The organism is Actinomadura logoneensis (genome assembly GCF_003428695.1).
GTDB classification, from domain to species: domain Bacteria; phylum Actinomycetota; class Actinomycetes; order Streptosporangiales; family Streptosporangiaceae; genus Spirillospora; species Spirillospora logoneensis.
In genome coordinates, this window is record NZ_QURH01001038.1 from 1 (window position 1) to 20,248 (window position 20,248).

Consider the following 20,248-nt stretch of genomic DNA (forward strand, 5'->3'; position numbering starts at 1 on the left):
AGGCCGCTCCCCGGCGCGCCGCCGTCGTCCGGCCCGGCCCCCGCGGACCCCGCGGATCCCACGGCCGCGGCCCGGCGGGCGGCGCCGTCGTTGACGATCTCCAGCCGGACGCACGTCCCGTCCTCCGTGTCCACCCGGATGCGGCACCAGGTGGCCGAGGAGTGGCGCAGGATGTTGGTGGCGGCCTCGCGGACCACCCAGCCGAGCGGTTCGTGCACGGCGGCGGGCAGTCCGGTGGGCACGTCGGGCCGGTCGCAGGCGATCCCGGCGGCGCGGAGGACGGCGGACATCCCGTCCAGTTCCGTCCGCAGCGAGGTGGCGCGGTGGCCCCGCACGATCTCCCGGACGTCGCGGACCGCCTCCCGCGCCATCGTCTGGATCTCCGCCAGCTCCTTGCGCACGCGGGCGGGGTCGCGGTCGGCGAACCGCTCCGCCACCTCCGCCCGAAGGGCGACGGCCTGGAGGCTGTGCCCGAGGACGTCGTGCAGGTCCCGCGCGAAACGCAGCCGCTCCTCGCCCACGGCGGAGCGGGCCAGTTCGGCCCGCGCCTCCCGCAGTTCCTGCACGACATGGAACAGCCAGACCGTGATGTACCCGGAGAACACGACCATCGGGAACGCCACGAGCTGGTACAGGACGGCGAGGGGCCGCATCCCGAGGACGAGGCCGCAGGCCGCCCCGGCGACCGTCCCGGCCGCCGCGACCGCGACCGCCTGCCGCGCCGGGAGCACGACCGCGACCAGGCCCGCCGGGACGAGCAACGCGTTCCCCCACCCGGTGTCCACCCCGAGCAGAGCGGGCAGGGCCCAGCTCACCAGGGTGATCGCGGCGAGCCCGAGCCGGTGGACGGGCGAGGTCCGCCGCGTCAGGTTCAGCCAGAGGAGCCGTCCGTAGAGCCCGCACACGGCCGCGACCGCGAGCAGCGCCGGGACGAACCGGGCGGCGTCGCGGCGTCCGAACGCCTCGTCCCAGAGGGCCGGGAGCAGCAGACCGGCGAGCGACACCGAGGTCAGCGCCACGATGATCGCGGCGATGACCGGCGCGCGGGGGATCCGGGGCTGCACCACGCGCTCAGCGTACGGCGACCCCCGCCATGCCGTCGCCCACCGAACCCTCGTCCACGCCTGGGCCGCAGTCCGAACCCGTGCCGCAGTCCGAACCCGTGCCGTCGCCCGCCGGAGCCCTCCTCGCCGGTCTCCGCTCAGGCCGCGCGCCTTGCGCGCGCCGGAACGGGCAGGGCGCCGTCCAGGACGGTGACACGGTCGGCCCGGCAGGCCTCATCGATCTCGCGGGTGGTGAACAGGACGGCGGTCCCCTCGTCCGCCAGGGAACGCAGGACGCCCCAGACGCGGTCCGCCGACGGCCCGTCCAGCCCGGTGAACGGCTCGTCCAGCAGGAGCAGGTCGGAGCGCCCGACGAGGGCGAGCGTCAGGTCCAGGAGACGGCGTTCGGCGTCGTCCAGGCGCTCGAACGCGACGGACGCGCGGTCCGTGAGCCCGGTCAGGCGGAGGGCGTCGGCGCGGGTGAGCGGGTCGAGCGTCCAACGGCGCCAGGCGTCCACGACCTCCGTCACGGTGAGGCCCGAGAACAGGCCGCCTTCACGCCAGACGGGCACCGGCCCACCGCCTTTGACCTCCACCGTCCCTGACGTATGGGGCCGGAGTCCGGCGATGGTCTCGAGCAGCGTCGTCTTGCCCGAGCCATATCCGCCGAGGACGGCGTGCACCTCTCCCTGGCCCACGCTGAGCGAAACCTTGCCTCGCCCAGCCCGAGGAGCCTGACGAGCCGGACGACCCTGAACGGGCAGATCGCGAACCTCGACAACCGACGGCCTCATGTGTCCCATGCTGCGCGGCGAGCGGCCTGGCGTGCAGTCACGGCCGTCAGGAAGTATCGGTGAGGTTCTCAGCGGTCGCCCATGACAAATGTCAGGCGCGTACGAGGGCGTCCAGGGTGAGCTCCGAAATCGTACGGTGACCGGACAGCGCGAGGGTCAGTTCCAACTCCGCCTGGATGCAGCGCAGCACATGCCGCACTCCCGCCTCGCCGCCGAGCGCGAGCCCGTACGCGTAGGGCCGGCCAAGCAGAACCGCCTCGGCGCCCAGGGCGAGTGCCTTCACCACGTCCGCGCCCGTCCGGATACCGCTGTCGAACAGGACGCTCATCCGCCCGCCCACGGCGTCCGCCACCAGCGGCAGGGCGTCGAGGGAGGCGATCGCGCCGTCCACCTGCCGTCCGCCGTGGTTGGAGACGATCACGCCGTCCATCCCGGCGTCCAGCGCGCGGCGGGCGTCGTCGGGATGCTGGATGCCCTTGAGCGCGATCGGGCCGTCCCAGTGCTCGCGCAGGAAGGCCAGATCGTCCCAGGTCAGGGACGGATTCCCGAACTGGCCGATCCAGTGCAGCAGCGCGGCCTGCCGGTTCTCTTCGGTCACGGGACCGCCGACCGCCCGCTGGAAGACCGGGTCGCTGAAGTAGTTCGCGACCCCGATCCCCCGGAGGAACGGCAGGTACGCCTGGTCCAGGTCGCGGGGCCGCCACGCCAGCGTGAACGTGTCGAGCGTGACGACCAGCGCCGTGTACCCGGCGGCTTCGGCCCGCCCGAGGAAGCTCGCGGCGAGGTCGCGGTCCTTCGGCCAGTACAGCTGGTACCAGCGCGGGCCGGAGCCGCCGGCCTCCGCGACGTCCTCCATCGTGCTGGACGCGGCCGTGCTCAGGATCGACGTCAGGCCGGTCGAGGCGGCGGCGCGCGCGGTCGCGAGCTCGGCGTCCGGGTGCAGGATCGACTGGACGCCGATCGGCGCGAGCACGACCGGAGCGGGCATCGGCGTGCCGAGGACGGTCACCGACAGGTCGCGTTCGGCGACGTCGCGCAGCATCCGGGGGACGATCCGCCAGCGGTCGAAGGCGTCCCGGTTGGCGCGCGCGGTCGCCTCGCTCCCGGCGGCCCCGGCCAGATATCCGTAGGACGCCGCCGAGAGTCTCCGCTCCGCGAGCGCCGCCAGGCGGGTGAGGTCCGTCGGCAGGTCCGGCCGCACGTCGGCCAGCCCGCCGAGGTAGATCTCGTTCTGGAAGTCGGAGAGCTGGCTCAAGCGGAAATCCTCCTCGATCCGGCGCGCCGGGGGGCGTCGCGGGCGAATCTGTCCCCGGGACCGTCCACAATGTTTCACATGGCACGTCGTGGATCCCAAGCCCCTCCCCCGCCGCCCGACTTCGAGGAGAACATCGTCGACGTCGACGTCTCCGAGGAGATGCGCGGCTCGTACCTCGAGTACGCCTACTCGGTGATCTACCAGCGGGCGCTCCCGGACGCGCGCGACGGGCTCAAGCCCGTGCAGCGCCGCATCCTGTACTCGATGAACGAGATGGGCCTGCGCCCCGACCGCGGGCACGTCAAGTGCGCCCGCGTCGTCGGCGAGGTGATGGGCAAGCTGCACCCGCACGGCGACAGCGCGATCTACGACGCGATGGTCCGGCTGGCGCAGCCGTGGGCGATGCGCATCCCGCTGGTGGACGGGCACGGCAACTTCGGCTCGCTCGGCGGCGACGACATGCCCGCCGCCATGCGGTACACCGAGGCGCGGATGTCGCGGGCCGCGACGGCGATGGTCGCCTCCATCGACGAGGACACCGTCGACTTCCGGCCGAACTACGACGGGCAGGAGACCGAGCCCGAGGTGCTGCCCTCGGCGTTCCCGAACCTGCTGGTCAACGGCGCGTCCGGGATCGCGGTCGGGATGGCCACCAACATGGCCCCGCACAACCTCGGCGAGGTCGTCGCGGCGGCCCGGCACCTGCTCGCCCACCCCGACGCCACCCTCGACGACCTGATGCGGTTCGTCCCGGGCCCCGACCTGCCGACCGGCGGCCGCATCACCGACCTCAGCGGCATCCGCGACGCCTACGCCAAGGGACGCGGCACGTTCCGCACCCGCGCGACCGTCCAGATCGAGAACGTCACCCCCCGGCGCAAGGGCATCGTCGTCACCGAGCTGCCGTACGCGGTCGGCCCGGAGCGGGTGAAGGCGAAGATCAAGGAGCTCGTGCAGGCGAAGAAGCTCAACGGCATCGCCGACCTGAAGGACCTCACCGACCGCAACGTCGGGCTCCGCCTGGTCATCGAGATCAAGAACGGCTTCAACCCCGAGGCCGTGCTCGCCGACCTCTACCGGCTGACGCCGATGGAGGAGACCTTCGGCATCAACAACGTCTGCCTGGTCGACGGGCAGCCGCGCACGCTGGGCTTGCGCGAACTGCTCCAGGTGTACGTCGACCACCGCATCGAGGTCGTCCGGCGCCGGTCGATGTTCCGGCGCAAGAAGCGCGAGGACCGCCTGCACCTGGTGGACGGCCTGCTGGTCGCGCTGCTCAACATCGACGAGGTCATCCAGGTCATCCGCCAGTCGGACGACTCGGCGCAGGCCAAGCAGCGGCTGATGCAGATCTTCGAGCTGTCGGAGATCCAGGCGCAGTACATCCTCGACACGCCGCTGCGCCGCCTCACCCGCTACGACCGGCTCGAACTGGAGAAGGAGAAGGAGCAGCTCGGCCGCGAGATCGCCGAGCTGACCGCCATCCTCGACTCGGAGAAGAAGCTGCGCCGGGTCGTGTCCAACGAGCTGGGCGCGGTCGCCGCCGAGTACGGCACGCCGCGCCGCACGGTCCTGATGGAGGCGTCCGGCGCGGTCGAGGCCGCCGCGGTCCCGCTGGAGATCGCCGACGACCCGGTGCTCGTGCTGATGTCGTCCACCGGGCTGCTCGCCCGCACGACCACGGCCGACCCGCTGCCCACCGGCGGCGCCCGGTCCTCGCACGACGTGCTGCTGTCCGCGGTCCGGACGACGGCGCGCGGCGAGGTCGGCGCGGTCACCTCCGCGGGCCGCCTCATCAAGGTGGACGTGCTCGACCTGCCGACGCTGCCGCCGACGTCGTCGCCGCCGTCGCTGGCGGGCGGCGCGCCGGTCACCGAGTACGTCGACCTCGACCCGGACGAGAAGGTCGTCGGGCTCGCCGCGCTCGACGACTCCGGCGGCGGGCTCGCGCTCGGCACCGAGCAGGGCGTGGTCAAGCGGGTCGTCCCCGACTTCCCGGCGAACCGCGACGAGTTCGAGGTCATCGGCCTCAAGGACGGCGACCGGGTGGTCGGCGCCGTCCAGCTCGAGTCCGAGGACCACCACCTCGTGTTCATGACCGACGACGCGCAGCTGCTGCACTACAGCGCCTCGCTGGTCCGGCCGCAGGGCCGTCCGGCGGGCGGCATGGCGGGCATCAAGCTCGCGGCCGGCGCGAAGGTCATCTGGTTCGGCGCGTTCTCCCCCGACTGGGAGGCGATGGTCGTGACGGTCTCCGGGTCGTCCACCGCGCTGCCCGGCACGCAGAACGGCGCGATCAAGGTCTCCGACTTCGCCGACTTCCCGGCCAAGGGCCGCGCCACCGGAGGTGTCCGGTCGCACCGGTTCCTGAAGGGCGAGGACGTCCTGATCCAGGCGTGGGCGGGCGTCGTCCCGCTGCGGGCGTGCGCCGCGAACGGCAAGCCGATCACCATCGACGAGGAGCTAGGCCGCCGCGACGGCTCGGGCGCCCCGCTGGCGCAGCCGATCGCCGCGTTCGGCGGCCCGCTCGGCCCGCTCCCGGAGGACCCGGCCGACTCCGCCACCACCGCCGCCGAACTGGCGGGCGAACAGGGCGGCGAGGTCGACTGACCCCCTGACCGACTGACCGCTCCCGGCCGGACGTCCCTTCGGGGCCGCCCGGCCGGCGCGTTCTCCGGCCCTGAAACCGGCGCGTCCGCCTCGCGGAGGTTGATGCCGACCGCCTGTGTCACCGGGAAGCGCCCTGCGGATGGATTAAGCCCAGCCCTAATTCGATTGTTCCGCGTAGTCGGAGCCGGTTGGCTCCTCCCATGGCATCCAGCACGCATGTGGCGATCGTGACCGGCGCGGCCCGAGGCATCGGCGCGGCGGTGGCCAGACGTCTCGCCCAGGACGGAATGGCCGTAGCGGTCCTTGACCTGGACGACTGCACGGACACCGTCGAGACCATCACCCGCGAAGGCGGCAGGGCCCTGCCGATCGCGGCCGACGTCGCATCCGAGGAACAGGTCACCGACGCCGTGGCGCGGACCGTACGCGACCTCGGCGCGCCCACCGTCCTGGTCAACAACGCCGGAGTCGGCCCCCGCGCGGAACTTGTCGACATGACCACCGAGCAGTGGGACACGGTTGTCGGCGTCAACCTGCGCGGACCGTTCCTGGTCACCCGCGCGGTCGTCCCCCACATGATCGACGCGGGCTGGGGGCGCATCGTCACCATGTCGAGCATCAGCGCGGTCGGCGACGCCGCCCGCGTCGACTACGGCAGCGCCAAGGCGGGCCTCATCGGCTTCACCAAGTCCCTGGCCCTCCAGCTCGGCCGCCACGGCATCACCGCCAACGCCATCGCGCCCGGTTTCATCGTCAGCGACATGACCCGAGCGTCGGCCCGCCGTCTCGGCTTGGAATTCGACGAGTTCGTCCGCCAGGCCGCCGCGAAGACCCCGGTGGGCCGAGTAGGCCAGCCAGAGGACATCGCCCACACGGCGTCCTACCTGACCAGCCCGGACGCAGGCTTCGTCTCAGGCCAGGTCATCTACGTGGCCGGCGGCCCCATCGACTGACCCGCCCCACACTCATCGTCCCGCCGCGTCCAGATCCTCGTTGCAGCGGACGATGAGCTCCGCCAGTTCAGTGATCTCGACCAGAGGGTGCCGCGTCGTCCCGACGCTGGGAGTGGTGAGGTGGAATCCGTGCGGCCGAGCCCACACCGTGATCTCGGCCCGCACGGACAGCACGCCCATGTTCCACCCCTCACTCCGATGCACCGGCCCCAACCCGCGCGCAACAAGCGCGGCCTGCAGCTTCCGAAGGGCGTAGCCCACGTCCATCTGCGGAAACGGCCAGGCCGCGCCTACCGGTAGCGCGAAGTACGTGACCTTGCCCGACCTGTGCGGGTCTCCAAGGCGCGCCCGACTCCGATGGACGCCCCACTCCCCTCCATGCTCGGCGGCGAGCGCGTCCACGATCCCGAGCCCTCGCCCGCCCTCGCTGTCGAACCCCGCCCGAGACGCCGTCCACGGGGACGCCCCCTTCCAGGGAGTCGCGTCGAAGACCTGCGCGACGAGCTGCGCCTTCTCACCGCGCCGGTACACCGAGAGCTCAGGCAGGGCTCCGAGCGCGGGAACGCGAGGAACGCCGTCCAGCGCGTGCAGGAACACGTTGCCCGCCAACTCGGAGACCATCGTGGACGCGTCGTACACGAGTTCGTCGGCCAGGCCGAGCGCTGACATGACCCCGCGCAGGTGACGCCGCGCGACGGCGGCACACGACGCGTCCGTCGGCAGCGCCCACGTCACACACTCCCCCGCCCGAACCCGCGCCGCTCCAACGACCGAATCCGCCGAACCAGGAGGATTCTCCATCCGATCACCACCCTGCTGACGTCGGCTTCATCGCCGAATGTGGTCACGTCGCGCCTCAGCGTGGCATCCGTCGATGATCCATTCAATCGAAAATCTAAAAGAGCTTCCTGATTCCGGATTCACCAGAATGATCACGTCCTGTGATGGCACGCTGACTCTCATGCCGGAGATCCACGCCGCCGGGTACAGCCCGACGATCAAGAAGCGCGCAGTGAGCCGGAAGCTCGTCCAGGCACGCAAGAACGTGGGGATGACGACCACCGAGGTCTGCAAGCGCCTGCGGTGGAGCCCGTCCAAACTCAACTACATCGAGAAGTCGAAGTGGATTGAGCCGAACAGCGACGCTGTCGCCGACCTGTGCGAGCTGTACGGAATCGAGGGCGCCGAACGCGAGGCTCTGATCAACCTCGCCCGCGAAGGTCGCCAACGCGGTTGGTGGTCGCGGTACAACGACGTCTTTCGGGACGAGTTCCCCGGCTTCGAGGCCGGGGCATCATTCGTCAGGACCTTCCAGAACACCTTCGTCCCCGGCCTGCTCCAAACACAGGGCTACATCGAGGCGGTCACTCTTACCGCCGGAATCGACGACCCGGCGGAAGTCGAGCGCCACGTCAACGCCCGCCTCGAACGACAACGACTGCTGTCGCGCGCCGAGTCCCCTGTCCGCCTTCAAGCGGTCATCGACGAGAACGTCATCACCCGCCTTCGACCTCACGACGTACGAGTGACGCAGCTCAAGCACCTCGTCGAGATGGCGGGCAAGGAGAACGTCGAACTCCGGCTCATCCCCGCCATCGCCGGTCTCTATCCGGGAGCCGGAGAGTCCTTCACCTATCTCGGCTTCACTGATCCTGCCGAGCGTGACATCGTCTACCTGGAGACGACCATCGACTACCGATTCCTCGAAGAGAAGGATGAGTTGCGCCGGTTCACCGACCGCTTCGGCCACCTCGCCGAGGTGGCGCTGTCCCCCGAGGCGACCCGTGATCGGCTACTCGACGAGCTCAAGAAGGAACCCGCATGAACCCTGTCGAACTCAGTTGGCGAAAGAGCACGCACTCGCAGGGCGGCGGCTCTGACTGCGTGGAAGTCGCGGCATCCGGAACGCATCTCTTCGCGCGGGACTCCAAGGACGCGACCGGCTCGGTGCTGTCGTTCGGGCCCGACGCTTGGCGGGCGTTCACGGAGACCCTGAAGCGCGGCGACCTCGACCTGTAGGTGGCTGGCGCGTCATCACCTCATTGCTCCCTGCGTTGCATCAGTGCCTCTACGACGCGCCAACCGAACCTGGCTACCGCTCGCGTTCTTCCGTCTTGAAGGTGCGGAAGCCTCGGCGGTGGTAGTTCGGGAGCGCGCGGGGATGGTCCAGCGTTGAGGTGTGCAGCCAGACCCTGGATACCTCGGGGACGAGCTCCCACGCCTGCTGAATTCCGAGCGTCAGCGCGTATCCGCCGATGCCTTTACCCACGAACTCTGGCAGTAGTCCGAAGGCCGCGATCTCCACGTCGTCGCCGGGGTGGAGATCGTAGGAGACGACGCCGGCCGGGTCGTCCTCGAACGACAGCAGGCAGAACGTCCTGCTCTGGTATCCCGCCGTCCACTCCTGCCGGGTGCGCGTCGCGCTTCTCCAGCCGTAGGGGGTGCCTACCCTCGTATGGACGTCCGCCAGCAGCGGCGACTCCAGACCGAGCGGCTTCAAGGCCAAGCCCGGTACGGGGGGCGCCGGGACGAGCTGGTCGCGGGACGTCATCTCGACGTAAGTCACGATCTCCCTCACCCGAGGGAGCCTAGGTTGCCGCCGACTCGCGGGTCGAGGGCCGGTCCGTCTCCCGGCCGCGACGGTCAGCTCGCGCGGAAGGCGTCGGCGACGGCGAGGGAGTCCTCGTAGACGTGGTAACGGGTGATCAGGCCGTCCTTGACGGTGATGTGCAGCGCGAACCGCGACGTGTAGGAGCGTCCGGTGGGACGGGCCGTCTGCCGGATCTCGCCCAGGACGACCGCGTCGCCGCCGTCCACGAGGATGCCGTCGATCCGGGTGCCGTTCTCCTCCGGGACGTGGTGGGCGGCGATCTGGGAAAAGTGCGCGGCGGCCTCGGCCGGGGTGGAGCGGTGCCGGATCCACGGCGTCTCGGGACGGCCGTGCTCGGCCTCCGGCCAGTTCACCCGCCAGTCGCACGGGTCGGCGAACAGGGCGGCGAGGCGGTCGGGGGCGCCCGCGGCGATGCGGCCGAGCAGGTCTTCGACGGTGGCGCGGGTGGTCGTCATCGGGAGCCTCCAGGGTGCGTTCCGGTGTTGGAACGATCTTGGAGCAGGCCGGTGCGTCCCGGCGATGACGTCGGAGGTAAGGCTCAGGCGCCGGCGACCCGGTGCCAGCCGGCCGGGCCGGGCAGGCGCGCGGCGGAGTCCGGCCCCCAGGTGCCCGGAAGGTAGCGGCGCGGGCTCTCCTCGGTGTCGAGGATCCTCGAGACGATGCGCCAGGACTCCTCAATGAAGGGGAAGGACGCGAAGGCCGAGGCGTCCCCGACGATCGCGGCCTCCAGGATGTTCTCGTACGGCAGGTCGGCGCTCACCATCGGCGTGAGGTGCACGGGGACGGCGGCGGTCTGCGCGGGGTGGCCCTCGGCACGGTTCACCGAGACGTCCAGCCCGAGCCCGTGCCGCTTGTGCAGGCGGAACCGGAAGAGGTTGGGCTCCGGACGGCCGTAGAGGGCGACGGGCGGGGTCTTGAACCGGACGATCGCCTCGGTCGCCGTCACCGGCAGGCACTTGCCCGTCCGGATGAAGACCGGGACGTCCTTCCAGCGCCAGTTGTCGATCCAGAGCCTGGCGGCGACGAACGTCTCGGTCGTCGAGTCGGGATGCACGCCGGGGATGTTCGGGTAGCCGTCGTACTGGCCGCGCACCGTGTCGGCCGGCTCGATCGTGCGGACCGCCCGCAGCAGCTCCCACTTCGCGACGTTCTCCGACAGGGCGTCCCGCCCGGACGGCGGGTCCATCGTCAGCAGCGCGAGGATCTGCATCAGGTGGTTCTGGACCACGTCGCGGACGGCGCCGGTCGGATCGTAGAAGCTGCCCCGGTCGGAGACGTCGAAGTCCTCGGCCATCGTGATCTGGATGGAGTCCACGAAGTCCCGGTTCAGCATGGCGTCGATGAGCGGGTTGGCGAACCGCGCGACCGACAGCCCCCGGACGGACTCCGAGCCGAGGTAGTGGTCGACGCGGAAGATCGCCTCATCGCCGAACGCGCGGTGCAGCTCCTCGTCCAGGGCGCGGGCGGACGCCTGGTCGTGCCCGTACGGCTTCTCCACGACCAGACGGGCGTCGTGGTTGAGGCCGGCGCGCGCGAGCTGGTCGGCGATGGTCCGGAACTGGGTCGGCGGGGTGGCCATGTAGTGCGCGACGAACGGCGCGTCCGCGACGGCGTCGCAGAGGCGCCGGTAGGTCGCGGGATCGGTGAGGTCGCCGTCCACGACGTGCAGCCGGGACGCGAGCTCGGCGAAGACCTCCTCGTCCACGCCGTCCTCGAGCGCGGCGCGGACGTGGGCGCGCAGGTCGTCGTCGGTCCAGGAGCGGCGCGTCACCCCGATCACCGGGATGTGCAGCCGGCCGCGTTCGGCCAGCCGGTACAGCGCGGGCAGCAGCGATCTGCGCGCCAGGTCCCCGGTGATGCCGAAGAGGACGAGCACGGACGCGACCGGTTCGCGGCTCATGGCGGACACCCCCGACTCCTCATGTCACTTCCCCCAGCGGGCGGCGAACTCGGCGAAGAACAGGGCCTCCGCCACGACGGTGTTCTCCAGCTCGGACACCAGGACGCGCTCGTTGGGGGCGTGCAGCTCACACCTGCCGTCCTGCGCCCCGAACAGCAGCACCTCCGCGTCCGGGACGGCCCGGTGCAGCGAGCTGACCAGCGGGATCGCGCCTCCGGCGGCCATCCGCACCGGTTCGGTCCCGTACGCGGCGCGCATCGCCTCGGTCATCGCCCGCGTCGCCGGCCCGTCCGGCCCGGCGCGGTACCCGTCGCCCGGCTCGCCCGCCGCCGAGACGGTCAGCGGGATGCCGAACGGCCGCTGCGCCTCCAGGTGCCGGATCAGCGCGGCCCGGGCCTCCCCGGCGGGCTGGCCGGGATGGACCCGCAGGTTGATCTTGGCGCGGGCGTACGGGACGCACGCGCCGGCGGCCCGGTCCACCGGCACCGCGTCGACGCCGGTGACGGTGATCGCGGGCCCGGACCAGAGCCGTTCGCCGAGCGTGCCGGTGCCGAGCAGCGGCATCCCCGGCTCGACCCCGGCGGCCTCGCTGAACTCGACGTCGGTGAGGGACGGACCGGTCCACGGCTCGCGCCGCAGGCCCTCGACCGCGACGTCCCCGTTGTCGTCGTGCAGGCTCGCCAGGGCGCGGACGAGCGCGAGCATCGCGTCCGGGGCGGGGCCGCCGAAGTTGCCGCTGTGCTTGGCCCCTTCGAGCGTCCGCACCTCCACGATCACGTCCGCGACGCCGCGCAGCGCGACCGTCAGCGTCGGCCGGCCGGCGCGGAGGTTGCCCATGTCGGCGATGGCCATCGCGTCGGCCCGGAACGCCTCGGGATGCGCGGCCGGATACTCGTCCAGCGGGCTGCCCCACTCCTCGGCGCCCTCGAACACGATCCTGACGCCCACCGGCGGGCGGCCGTCCCATGCCCGGATCGCCCCGAGGTGGGCGATGAGGTTGGCCTTGTCGTCGGCGATGCCGCGTGCCCTGATCGCCTCGGCGCCGTCCTCCTCGTACCTGGTGGGGGTGAACGGCGGCGACCGCCAGAGCGCCTCGTCCCCGGGCGGCTGGACGTCGTAGTGGGCGTAGAGCAGGACGGTCGGCGCGCCCTCGGGGGCCGGGACGGACCCGGTGATCACCGGCGGCGTGTCCGGCAGCCGGATCGCGCCGACGTCCCGGACGCCCGCTTCGGCCAGCATCCGGACGACGTGGTCGTGGGCGCGCAGGACCTCGTCGGGCGGATGGCCGGGGAACGCGATCGAGGGGATGCCCGCGAGCCGTTCGAGCTCGGCGACCAGATCCGGCGTGAGGGCCCGCGCCCTGGCCTCGATGGTCCGGACGTCCCAGTCGTTCTCGACGTCCCGCACAACTCACCCCCGGCTTCCACCGTTCCGGGGGGACGACATGGACGTTAGGGAGGCGATACCCGGGGCCGCGTCCGGGGAAACGAAGCCGGGAACCAGGCCGAACCGCCCACAAAGCGAAACACCGGCCACCCTCGCAGAAAGGTGGCCGGTGTTCTGCGCGTCGGTCAGCTCACTCGCAATAAGATGACCTTCGAGACATTCATAGCATATCTTCTCCAGCCCGCGAGCGGGCGGAATTTGCGGATCTTCCGGCCGTTGTTTCGGGACCGTCCCCTACTCGCCCCGCCGGACCTGCCCGGCATCTCCGCAGAGGGTGATCATCCGCCGACCGTCCGCTGCGCCGCCTTGATAAAAGCTGAATGCGCCCGTGACCCGGCGGACGGCCCGCGCCCGCTCCGCATCGCGCGACCGCCGCACACAAATCCCCCACACGCGTAACACCCGGACAAATAGGATTCAGGACGCCGGAATTCCGCGCCCGAGAATTGCGGCAAGACGGACAGAGTCGCCGAGGGGTTCAGACCGACCGGTAGTCGCCGGGCCCCCAGAACGCCTCCATCCGGGTGACCTTGCCCTCCCCGTCGAACGTCATGACCTCCATGCCGTCGATGTGCAGATTGGGCAGGTCGGCGGAGAAACGCATGGCGCTCCGGTCGCCGTACGAGCCGCAGACCTCGTGCGCCGTCAGCTTCACGCCCGTCGAGATCGAGTCGGTGTAGAACTTCTCGATCGCGGAGCGGCCCTTCGTCTCGGGCCTGCCGACCGGGTCCTCGATCACCGCGTCATCGGCGAAGAGGCCCGCGACCGCGACCGGGTCGCCCGCGTTGAACAGCTCCACGTAACGGCGCATCGTGGCCTTCATGTGCTCGACATCGGGCATGGTCGTCCCTTCCTCGGCGGGCCGTCCCCGGGGGCGGCGGTCCCCGCCAAGGTAACTTGTCGAGCGGTCGCTTGTTCAGGCCCGAAACTCAGCCGCGCCGGGGCCTGGGCGGTCGCGGGGACGGCGCGCCGCCTTTCCCGGCGCGCCTGACCTGACTTTTCCCGCCCTCGCCTCGCGCCCCTGGGCCGTCCACGTGACGGGAACTCCGCTTCTCCGTTCCGTCCGGCTCGGAGAAGCGGGAATCCGCACCGCTCGGGCTGTCCGCGTGCGCGGGACACGCGTCGCGGCCTTCCGCGAAACGCGGCGACTCAGGCGCGGGGGCGTCCGCGGGATACGCGTCGCCGCCTTCTGCGAAACGCGGCGACTCAGGCGCGGGGGTGTCCGCCGGACGCGCCTGCGGATCGTCCACATTCAGCGCGTCCATGGGGCATTTGCCCGTCGCCTGCGCGAACCAGGCGGCTGCGGCCTCCTCCTCGGGCGAGGGGATGTCGTCGAGCGCCCGGTGAGACCCGCCGAGCGCGCGCCAGCGAGGGGAGGTCCGGGGCGGCGGAGGCGCGGTGTCCCCGCGTCCGTGCTCGGCGGCGTCCGCGAGGGCGGCCAGCAGGTCGCGGGGAGCGCCGTCCAGGCCGTCGTAGTGCCAGCGGCGCACCAGCCGTTCGCCGTCGGCGCCGGGGTCGAACCGCTCTGAGTCGAAGCAGCCGGCGCTCGCGAGGCGGATGATGAGCCGGTCGCCGTCGTCCAGCTGCATCGCGTACGCGGCGGCGTCGATCAGCCCGATGGCGGCGCGGGCGTTGCGCCCGTCGTCGCGCTCGTCGGCCCGGTCGATGCGCCACTGCGCGTACGGGCGCAGGAAGTCGGCGATCATCCAGCTCTTGGGCACCAGGCCGTCCTCTCGGTCGCGCGGCGGGGAAGCCGTCCCATGCTGCGCCGAAGATCAGCGGCCCTCGACCGACTTGACCCGAGGATTGCCGACTCTTGCCCGCCCTCCGGTTTCCTCCGGACGGCCGACGGCGTAGGCGCTCCCACCGGGCGGTCGCGCGGTCGCGTGGTTTAATCTACCAAACGGTTGTTAGGTAAATTCTCGGAAGGTGAGGCCGCCGCTGATGGACCTCGACTTCTCCCCCGCCCACGAGGCGTTCCGCGCGGAGGCCCGCGCCTGGCTGCGCGCCCGCGTCCCCGCCGAGCCGCTGCCCTCGCTGGAGACCGCCGAGGGCTTCGCCGCCCACCGCGCCTGGGAGCGCACGCTCGGCGCGGACCGCTACGCGACGGTCAACTGGCCGGAGGAGTACGGCGGACGCGGCGCCTCCCCGCTCGAATGGCTGATCTTCGAGGAGGAGTACTACGCGGCGGGCGCGCCCGGCCGGGTCTCGCAGAACGGCGTCAACCTGCTCGCCCCGACGCTGTTCGAGCACGGCACGCCCGACCAGCTCCGGCGCGTCCTGCCGCCGATGGCGCGCGGCGAGGTGATCTGGGCACAGGCGTGGTCGGAGCCGGGCGCGGGCAGCGACCTCGCGGCGCTGCGCTCCACCGCCACCCGCGCGGACGGCGGCTGGCTGCTGAACGGCCAGAAGACCTGGAGCTCGCGCGCCGCGTTCGCGGACCGCGCGTTCGGCCTGTTCCGCTCCGACCCCGGCTCGGAGCGGCACCGCGGCCTGACCTACCTGATGTTCCCGCTGGACGCGGCCGGGGTGACGATCCGGCCGATCGGCCGCCTCGACGGCAAACCCGCGTTCGCCGAGCTCTTCCTCGACGACGTGTTCGTCCCCGACGAGGACGTCATCGGCGAACCCGGCAACGGCTGGAAGGTGGCGATGAGCACCGCGGGCAACGAACGCGGTCTCACCCTGCGCTCCCCCGGCCGCTACACCGCCGCCGCCGACCGCCTCCTCGCCCTCTGGCGCGACCGCGGCGACCCGTCCGACACGGCCCTGCGCGACCGGGTCGCGAACGCCTGGCTCAAGGCCCGCGCCTACCGCCTCAAAGGCTTCGAGACGATCTCACGGACCGACGACATCGGCGCGGAGTCGAGCCTGAACAAGGTGTTCTGGTCCGAGTTCGACATCGAGCTGCACGAGACCGCCCTCGACCTGCTCGGCCCGGACGGCGAACTGGACGGCGACTGGCTGGAGGGCTACGTCTTCTCCCTCGCGGGCCCGATCTACGCGGGCACCAACGAGGTCCAGCGCAACGTGATCGCCGAGCGCGTGCTCGGCCTGCCCAGGGGGGCCCGATGAGGTTCGTCCCGTCCGAGGAACAGCGCCTGTTCGCGTCCAGCCTCGACAAACTCCTCGACCAGGCGGACACGCCGTCGGTGATCCGCTCCTGGGCGTCCGGCGACCACGCCCCGGGCCGCCGCCTGTGGACGTCCCTGGCCGAGGCGGGCGTCTTCGCGCTGACCGTCCCCGAGGAGCACGACGGCGCGGGACTGCTCCCGGTCGAACTCGTCATCGCCATGCACGAACTGGGGCGCCACGCCGTCCCCGGCCCGCTGGTGGAGACCGCCACGGCCGCGGCCCTGCTGACCGCGGCCGGCGAAACGCGCTGGCTACCCCGCATCGCCGCAGGTGAGGCCCTGGTCTCACTCGCCGCGCCCTACGCCCTCGACGCCGACACCGCCGACCTGGTCCTGACCGTCCAGGACGGCGTCCTGCACGAGGCCGAGCCCACCGGGATGCTCCGTCCGTCCATCGACCCGGCCCGGCGGCTCTTCGAGGTCACGCCCACCCGCGAGCTCGGCGATGCGGACGGAACGGCCCTCGACCTGGCCGCCCTCGCCTGCGCCGCCCAGCACCTCGGCGTGGGCCGCCGCCTCCTGGAGGTCTCGGTCGACTACGCGAGGACCCGGCACCAGTACGGCCACCCGATCGGCGAGTACCAGGCGGTCAAGCACCACCTGGCCGACGCCCTCATCGACCTGGAGTTCGCCCGTCCGCTGGTGCACGCCGCGGCCCTGGCCCACGGCACCGCCGACTTCCCCCGCGACACGGCCGCGGCCAAGATCGCCGCCGCCGAGGCCGCCTACCGGACCGCCAAGACCGCGCTGCAGGTCCACGGCGCCATCGGCTACACCGACGAGTACGCCCCGTCCCTCTGGATCCGCAAGGCCCGAGCCCTCCACACCGCCTGGGGCTCCCCCGCAACCCACAGAACCCGCCTCATGGCAGCCCTCTAACCGCCGGGTGCCTGGGCATCACCATGCCCGGCGCCGCCTCCCGGCGACCGAGGCCGGGATCATTCGTCGCCGAAGACCTCCGCGGCACTCCCGGCCTCGAGCGCCCGGTCGAACCAGAGATCCAGCACGGCCCGGTCGTCACACGAGTCGATCCGCTCCTGCGCCTCGTCCGGAACGTCGAGCCCCCGCTTCTTGAGCACCCGGACCAGCTTCCTCCGAGCCTCCCGCACTTCACCCTTGGCCAGCCCATCAGCCTCCCCCTCAGAGCGGGCCCGATCGCGAAGGGTGTCGAAGAGCGGTGACCTGTGGTGGACCACGGTGCCCATTACGTGACTCCAGCGTGTGTAGGAGAGGGTCTTCAGCAGACCCGCGTCGATGAACTTGGCGAGCGTCTCAGCGGTAGGCGCGTCCAGTGGGTTCGGGGCGGGGGTGGCGAGGGTCAGTCGTTTGTGGGGGCCAGGCCGTTGCGGAAGGCGTAGGTTACGGCCTGGGCGCGGTCGCGGAGGTTGGCCTTCGCGAACAGGTTGTTGATGTGGGTCTTCACCGTGGCCTCGCTGATGAACAGCTCGCGCGCGATCTCGGCGTTGGACCGGCCGCGCGCGATCAGGCCCAGCACCTCCGCCTCGCGGCGGGTCAGGTTGTCGGGGAGGCCGGTGCCGCGCGGCTTGGACCGCGGCTCCGCGGCCGTGACCGCCTCCACCAGGCGGCGCTGGACGGCCGGGTCGAGCTGCGCGTGGCCGCCCCGGACGGCCTCGACGGCGCGGGCGATCTCGTCGGCGCCGGCGTCCTTGGTGAGGTAGCCGCGGGCGCCGGCGCGCAGCGCGGCGAAGACGGACTCGTCGTCGGCGTAGGTGGTCAGCACCACCACCTCGACCCCCGGGTGCAGCTCACGCATCCGCGCGGTCGCCTCCACGCCGTCCATGCGGGGCATGCGCAGGTCCATGAGCACGACGTCGGGCGCCACGCGCGCCACCACCTCCAGCGCCTCCGCGCCGTCGGCGGCCGAGCCCGCGACCTCCAGTCCCGGCAGCAGTTCCAGCAGCAGCACGAGGCCTTCGCGCACCACCGTCTGGTCGTCCACGACGACGACCCGCGTCACTCGTTCGTCCGTCACACCCGTATCCGAAGCGCCACCCGGAAGCCCTCGCCGTCCGGTCCTGCCTCCAGGGTCCCACCAACCAGCTCGGCGCGCTCCCGCATACCGACCAGGCCGTACCCGCCGCCGGTCGCGACGGCGGGCTCCTCGGTGCCGCCGGTGTCGGCGACGGTCAGCTCCACGGCGTCCGGACGGTGGTCCAGGCGGATCCGCACGGACGCGCCGGGCGCGTGTTTGCGGACGTTGGTGAGCGCCTCCTGCGCGGTGCGGACCAGCGCGAGGGCCTTGGCCGAGGTGAGGTCGTGCGGTGTGCCGATGATCTCCAGTTCCGCCGGACGGCCCGTCGCCGCGCGGAACTCGTCGGCGAGTTCGGCGAGCGCCTCGGCCGGCGGCGGCGCCTCGCCGCGCAGCGCGGCCAGGGCGCGCCGGGTCTCCTCCAGGCCGGTGCGGGCGAGGCGCTGCGCGCGTTCGACCCGCTCCAGCACCCGTTCGCGTTCGCCGTCCCGGACGAGCAGCAGCCGCGCCCCCTCCAGGTGGACGATCTGCGCCGACAGCGAGTGCGCCAGGATGTCGTGGATCTCGCGCGCCATCCGGGACCGTTCGGCGAGCGTCGCCTCGTTGGCCTCCGAGCGCCGCCGCCAGCGCCGCTCGCGGAGCGCGAGCGCCGCGGCGTAGACGCCGACGAACGCGAGCACCGACCAGCCGTCCACCGAATGCCGGGTGGCGAGCTGGAAGCCCGCGAGGACGGCGGCGGACCCGGCGGTGAACAGCGCGCCGTCCCGGCCCGGGCGGCGGGCCGCGGCGATGCCCGCCGCCACGTAGGCGAGGGTGGTCGCCCCCACGTGCGACTCGATGGCGTTCGCGCCGATCGCGGTGACGACGGCGCCTCCGAGCGGCAGCAGGACCCACCGGGACGCCGCGTCGCGGGCGAACCCGAGCAGCGCCCAGGCCAGACCGCCCACGGCGAGCACGTTCAGGACGGTGAGGCCCGTCCAGCCGGGGACCGAGTGCGGCCCCGACTTCACGACCGCCAGCGTGTAGAAGCCGAGCGCCCAGAGCAGCAGCCAGCCGCGCGCGACGATCTGGCCGACGCGGTCGCCGGGTGGAGGGGCCTCCTCCGTGCCGCAGGTGTCCGTCCCTCCCGGGAACGCCACATACCGTCCGATCCACCGCAGCGGCCCCTCGCGCGTCTTCCGGCCCTCGGACGGTTCGGAGGACGCGCCCTGCGCGGAACCGCGGGAGGGGCGCGTCACCGGACGTTCGCTCATGCCGCGACGCTAACGCCCGAGCGCGGGGCCGGCAGCGGACGGGCCCGGACGTCGGTGACCGCGTACTGGGCGAGCAGGGACACGCCGAAGAACGCGAGCAGGTTCCCCGAGCCCGTGTGGACGCCGAGGACGGCCGCGAGCCCCGTCGTCCCGGCCCGGACGGCGATCGACACGACCCACGCGGCGATCGTCAGGCCGCCGCCGCGCCGCCAGAGCGAACCGTCCGGCTCCCGCCAGAGCCGCATCGTGGCGGCCCGCATCGCGCCCAGCAGGAGCCCGGTGACCGCCTCCCCCGCCAGCAGCGCGACGCTGACGGCCACGTGCGCGTGGTCGACCAGCCCGCCCTGCGCGAGCCCGGCGACGACGAGGACCACCGGAAGCGTGTACAGCCTCGCCTCGTCGATCCGCTGGGCCCTGAGCTGGCGCCGCAGCACCAGCGCCAGGACCAGCAGGACGACCAGGACGTTCACCGGAGTGCTCATACCTCGAAGCTACGGAGCGCGGCGCGCCGGAGAATCGGAGCGGAGCGGGAGTTCAGTTCCTCCATCCCGGGGTGGAGAACATCCGGCGGTACCGTCCCGGCGTCGTGCCGGTCTCGGCGGCGAACCGGCGCCGGAAGTTCGACAGGTCGGGGAAGCCGCACGCGGCGGCGACGGTCTCGACGCTCGCGTCCGTCCGCTCCAGCAGCGTGCGGGCCGCCTCGATGCGCCGCCGCAGCAGCCACCGGCCGGGCGCGACGCCGAGCCCCCGCTCGAACAGCCGGGCCAGCGTCCGGGGCGAGACGGCGCCGTGCGCCGCGAGGTCCTCGACCCCGATCGGCCGGTGCAGGTTGGCCTCCGCCCACGCGACCACCGAGGCCAGGGTCTCCTCGGCCGCCTGCCCCGGGCGCGGCGTCAACCGCGAGTACTGCCGCTGGCCCCCGTCCCGGTGCGGCGGCAGCACCATGTGCCGGGCGATCTCGGCGGCGTGCGCGGCGCCGCAGTCCCGCCGGACGAGCGCGAGCGCCAGATCGACGGCCGCGCCCGTCCCGGCGCTGGTCGCGACGTCGCCGTGGTCGATGTAGAGGTCGTCCGAGCGGACCACCACCCGCGGGTACAGCGCGGCGAGTTCGTCGGCCATCCGCCAGTGCGTGGTGGCGGACCGGCCGTCCAGCAGCCCGGCCGCGGCCAGCGCGAACGTGCCCGAGCACAGCCCGACGACCCGCGCGCCCCGCGCGTGCGCGGCGCGCAGCGCCGAGACCAGCCCGTCGGACGGCCGGG

At 72.3% G+C, this 20,248-nt stretch carries 21 protein-coding genes; 6 read left to right on the top strand and 15 right to left on the bottom strand.

Annotated features, from left to right (window positions below; genetic code table 11):
- From DZF91_RS36685 to DZF91_RS36695, 3 genes are all read right to left on the bottom strand, one after another.
- Nucleotides 1-1,067: sensor histidine kinase (locus tag DZF91_RS36685; RefSeq protein ID WP_235834831.1), on the bottom strand; the 1,067-nt coding region annotated here is incomplete at its 3' end.
- Between the two features lie 134 nt (nt 1,068-1,201).
- On the bottom strand, nt 1,202-1,846 hold the full coding sequence (locus DZF91_RS36690) for an ATP-binding cassette domain-containing protein (protein ID WP_328589270.1): 645 nt from the start codon (nt 1,844-1,846) through the stop codon (nt 1,202-1,204).
- 82 nt (nt 1,847-1,928) lie between these two features.
- Complete coding sequence (locus tag DZF91_RS36695) at nt 1,929-3,092, bottom strand: lactate 2-monooxygenase (RefSeq protein WP_117361627.1); 1,164 nt, start codon at nt 3,090-3,092, stop codon at nt 1,929-1,931.
- A gap of 78 nt (nt 3,093-3,170) precedes the next feature.
- Here DZF91_RS36695 and DZF91_RS36700 point away from each other — a divergent pair, with 78 nt between their 5' ends.
- On the top strand, nt 3,171-5,702 hold the full coding sequence (locus DZF91_RS36700) for a DNA gyrase/topoisomerase IV subunit A (RefSeq protein WP_199487140.1): 2,532 nt from the start codon (nt 3,171-3,173) through the stop codon (nt 5,700-5,702).
- A gap of 200 nt (nt 5,703-5,902) precedes the next feature.
- Entirely contained in the window at nt 5,903-6,655 is a 753-nt protein-coding gene (locus DZF91_RS36705; RefSeq protein WP_117361629.1) for an SDR family NAD(P)-dependent oxidoreductase, read from the top strand.
- A gap of 12 nt (nt 6,656-6,667) precedes the next feature.
- Here the strand turns inward: DZF91_RS36705 and DZF91_RS40785 are convergent, their stop codons facing one another.
- Nucleotides 6,668-7,456 carry an ATP-binding protein gene (locus DZF91_RS40785; protein WP_328589271.1) on the bottom strand — a complete coding sequence of 263 codons (789 nt, stop codon included), beginning with the start codon at nt 7,454-7,456 and terminating at the stop codon, nt 6,668-6,670.
- A gap of 160 nt (nt 7,457-7,616) precedes the next feature.
- Between DZF91_RS40785 and DZF91_RS36720 the strand changes: the two genes are divergently transcribed.
- Together DZF91_RS36720 and DZF91_RS36725 are read left to right on the top strand one after the other, a co-directional pair.
- Entirely contained in the window at nt 7,617-8,480 is an 864-nt protein-coding gene (locus tag DZF91_RS36720; RefSeq protein WP_158588129.1) for a helix-turn-helix domain-containing protein, read from the top strand.
- Complete coding sequence (locus DZF91_RS36725; RefSeq protein ID WP_117361633.1) at nt 8,477-8,674, top strand: DUF397 domain-containing protein; 198 nt, start codon at nt 8,477-8,479, stop codon at nt 8,672-8,674. Before DZF91_RS36720 ends, DZF91_RS36725 begins: the two co-directional genes overlap by 4 nt.
- Nucleotides 8,675-8,747: 73 nt before the next feature.
- On the opposite strand, the gene DZF91_RS36730 is transcribed toward DZF91_RS36725, so the two are convergent.
- The 6 genes from DZF91_RS36730 to DZF91_RS36755 all read right to left on the bottom strand — a co-directional run bounded on the left by DZF91_RS36730 (nt 8,748) and on the right by DZF91_RS36755 (nt 14,333).
- Nucleotides 8,748-9,233 (bottom strand): GNAT family N-acetyltransferase, encoded by a 486-nt coding sequence (locus tag DZF91_RS36730; RefSeq protein ID WP_117361634.1) that lies wholly within the window; start codon nt 9,231-9,233, stop codon nt 8,748-8,750.
- 65 nt (nt 9,234-9,298) lie between these two features.
- Nucleotides 9,299-9,721, bottom strand: a complete 423-nt coding sequence (locus DZF91_RS36735) for a nuclear transport factor 2 family protein (RefSeq protein WP_117361635.1) — start codon at nt 9,719-9,721, stop codon at nt 9,299-9,301.
- A gap of 83 nt (nt 9,722-9,804) precedes the next feature.
- Nucleotides 9,805-11,166 (bottom strand): glucose-6-phosphate dehydrogenase, encoded by a 1,362-nt coding sequence (locus DZF91_RS36740; protein ID WP_117361645.1) that lies wholly within the window; start codon nt 11,164-11,166, stop codon nt 9,805-9,807.
- 24 nt (nt 11,167-11,190) lie between these two features.
- The gene (locus DZF91_RS36745) at nt 11,191-12,573 is read right to left on the bottom strand and encodes a M20/M25/M40 family metallo-hydrolase (protein WP_235834833.1); all 1,383 of its coding nucleotides are present in this window, start codon (nt 12,571-12,573) and stop codon (nt 11,191-11,193) included.
- Between the two features lie 517 nt (nt 12,574-13,090).
- Nucleotides 13,091-13,453 carry a nuclear transport factor 2 family protein gene (locus DZF91_RS36750; RefSeq protein WP_117361636.1) on the bottom strand — a complete coding sequence of 121 codons (363 nt, stop codon included), beginning with the start codon at nt 13,451-13,453 and terminating at the stop codon, nt 13,091-13,093.
- A gap of 88 nt (nt 13,454-13,541) precedes the next feature.
- Nucleotides 13,542-14,333: a hypothetical protein gene (locus tag DZF91_RS36755; RefSeq protein WP_117361637.1), complete on the bottom strand. Its 792-nt coding sequence runs from the start codon at nt 14,331-14,333 to the stop codon at nt 13,542-13,544.
- Nucleotides 14,334-14,556: 223 nt separating this feature from the next.
- On the opposite strand from DZF91_RS36755, the gene DZF91_RS36760 reads away from it, so the two are divergent.
- Nucleotides 14,557-15,687, top strand: coding sequence for an acyl-CoA dehydrogenase family protein (locus DZF91_RS36760; protein ID WP_117361638.1), 1,131 nt, complete (start codon nt 14,557-14,559; stop codon nt 15,685-15,687).
- Complete coding sequence (locus DZF91_RS36765; RefSeq protein WP_117361639.1) at nt 15,684-16,625, top strand: acyl-CoA dehydrogenase family protein; 942 nt, start codon at nt 15,684-15,686, stop codon at nt 16,623-16,625. Before DZF91_RS36760 ends, DZF91_RS36765 begins: the two co-directional genes overlap by 4 nt.
- A 59-nt stretch (nt 16,626-16,684) precedes the next feature.
- On the opposite strand, the gene DZF91_RS36770 is transcribed toward DZF91_RS36765, so the two are convergent.
- From DZF91_RS36770 to DZF91_RS36790, 5 genes are all read right to left on the bottom strand, one after another.
- Nucleotides 16,685-16,951, bottom strand: a complete 267-nt coding sequence (locus DZF91_RS36770; protein ID WP_117361640.1) for a hypothetical protein — start codon at nt 16,949-16,951, stop codon at nt 16,685-16,687.
- Nucleotides 16,952-17,064: 113 nt separating this feature from the next.
- On the bottom strand, nt 17,065-17,739 hold the full coding sequence (locus tag DZF91_RS36775) for a response regulator (RefSeq protein ID WP_117361641.1): 675 nt from the start codon (nt 17,737-17,739) through the stop codon (nt 17,065-17,067).
- The gene (locus DZF91_RS36780; protein ID WP_117361642.1) at nt 17,736-18,989 is read right to left on the bottom strand and encodes a sensor histidine kinase; all 1,254 of its coding nucleotides are present in this window, start codon (nt 18,987-18,989) and stop codon (nt 17,736-17,738) included. The genes DZF91_RS36775 and DZF91_RS36780 overlap by 4 nt, the downstream gene beginning before the upstream one ends.
- Entirely contained in the window at nt 18,986-19,471 is a 486-nt protein-coding gene (locus DZF91_RS36785; protein WP_147341552.1) for a DUF1453 domain-containing protein, read from the bottom strand. The genes DZF91_RS36780 and DZF91_RS36785 overlap by 4 nt, the downstream gene beginning before the upstream one ends.
- Nucleotides 19,472-19,523: 52 nt before the next feature.
- On the bottom strand, nt 19,524-20,248 hold a 725-nt coding region (locus DZF91_RS36790), incomplete at its 5' end, for a GlxA family transcriptional regulator (protein ID WP_117361644.1).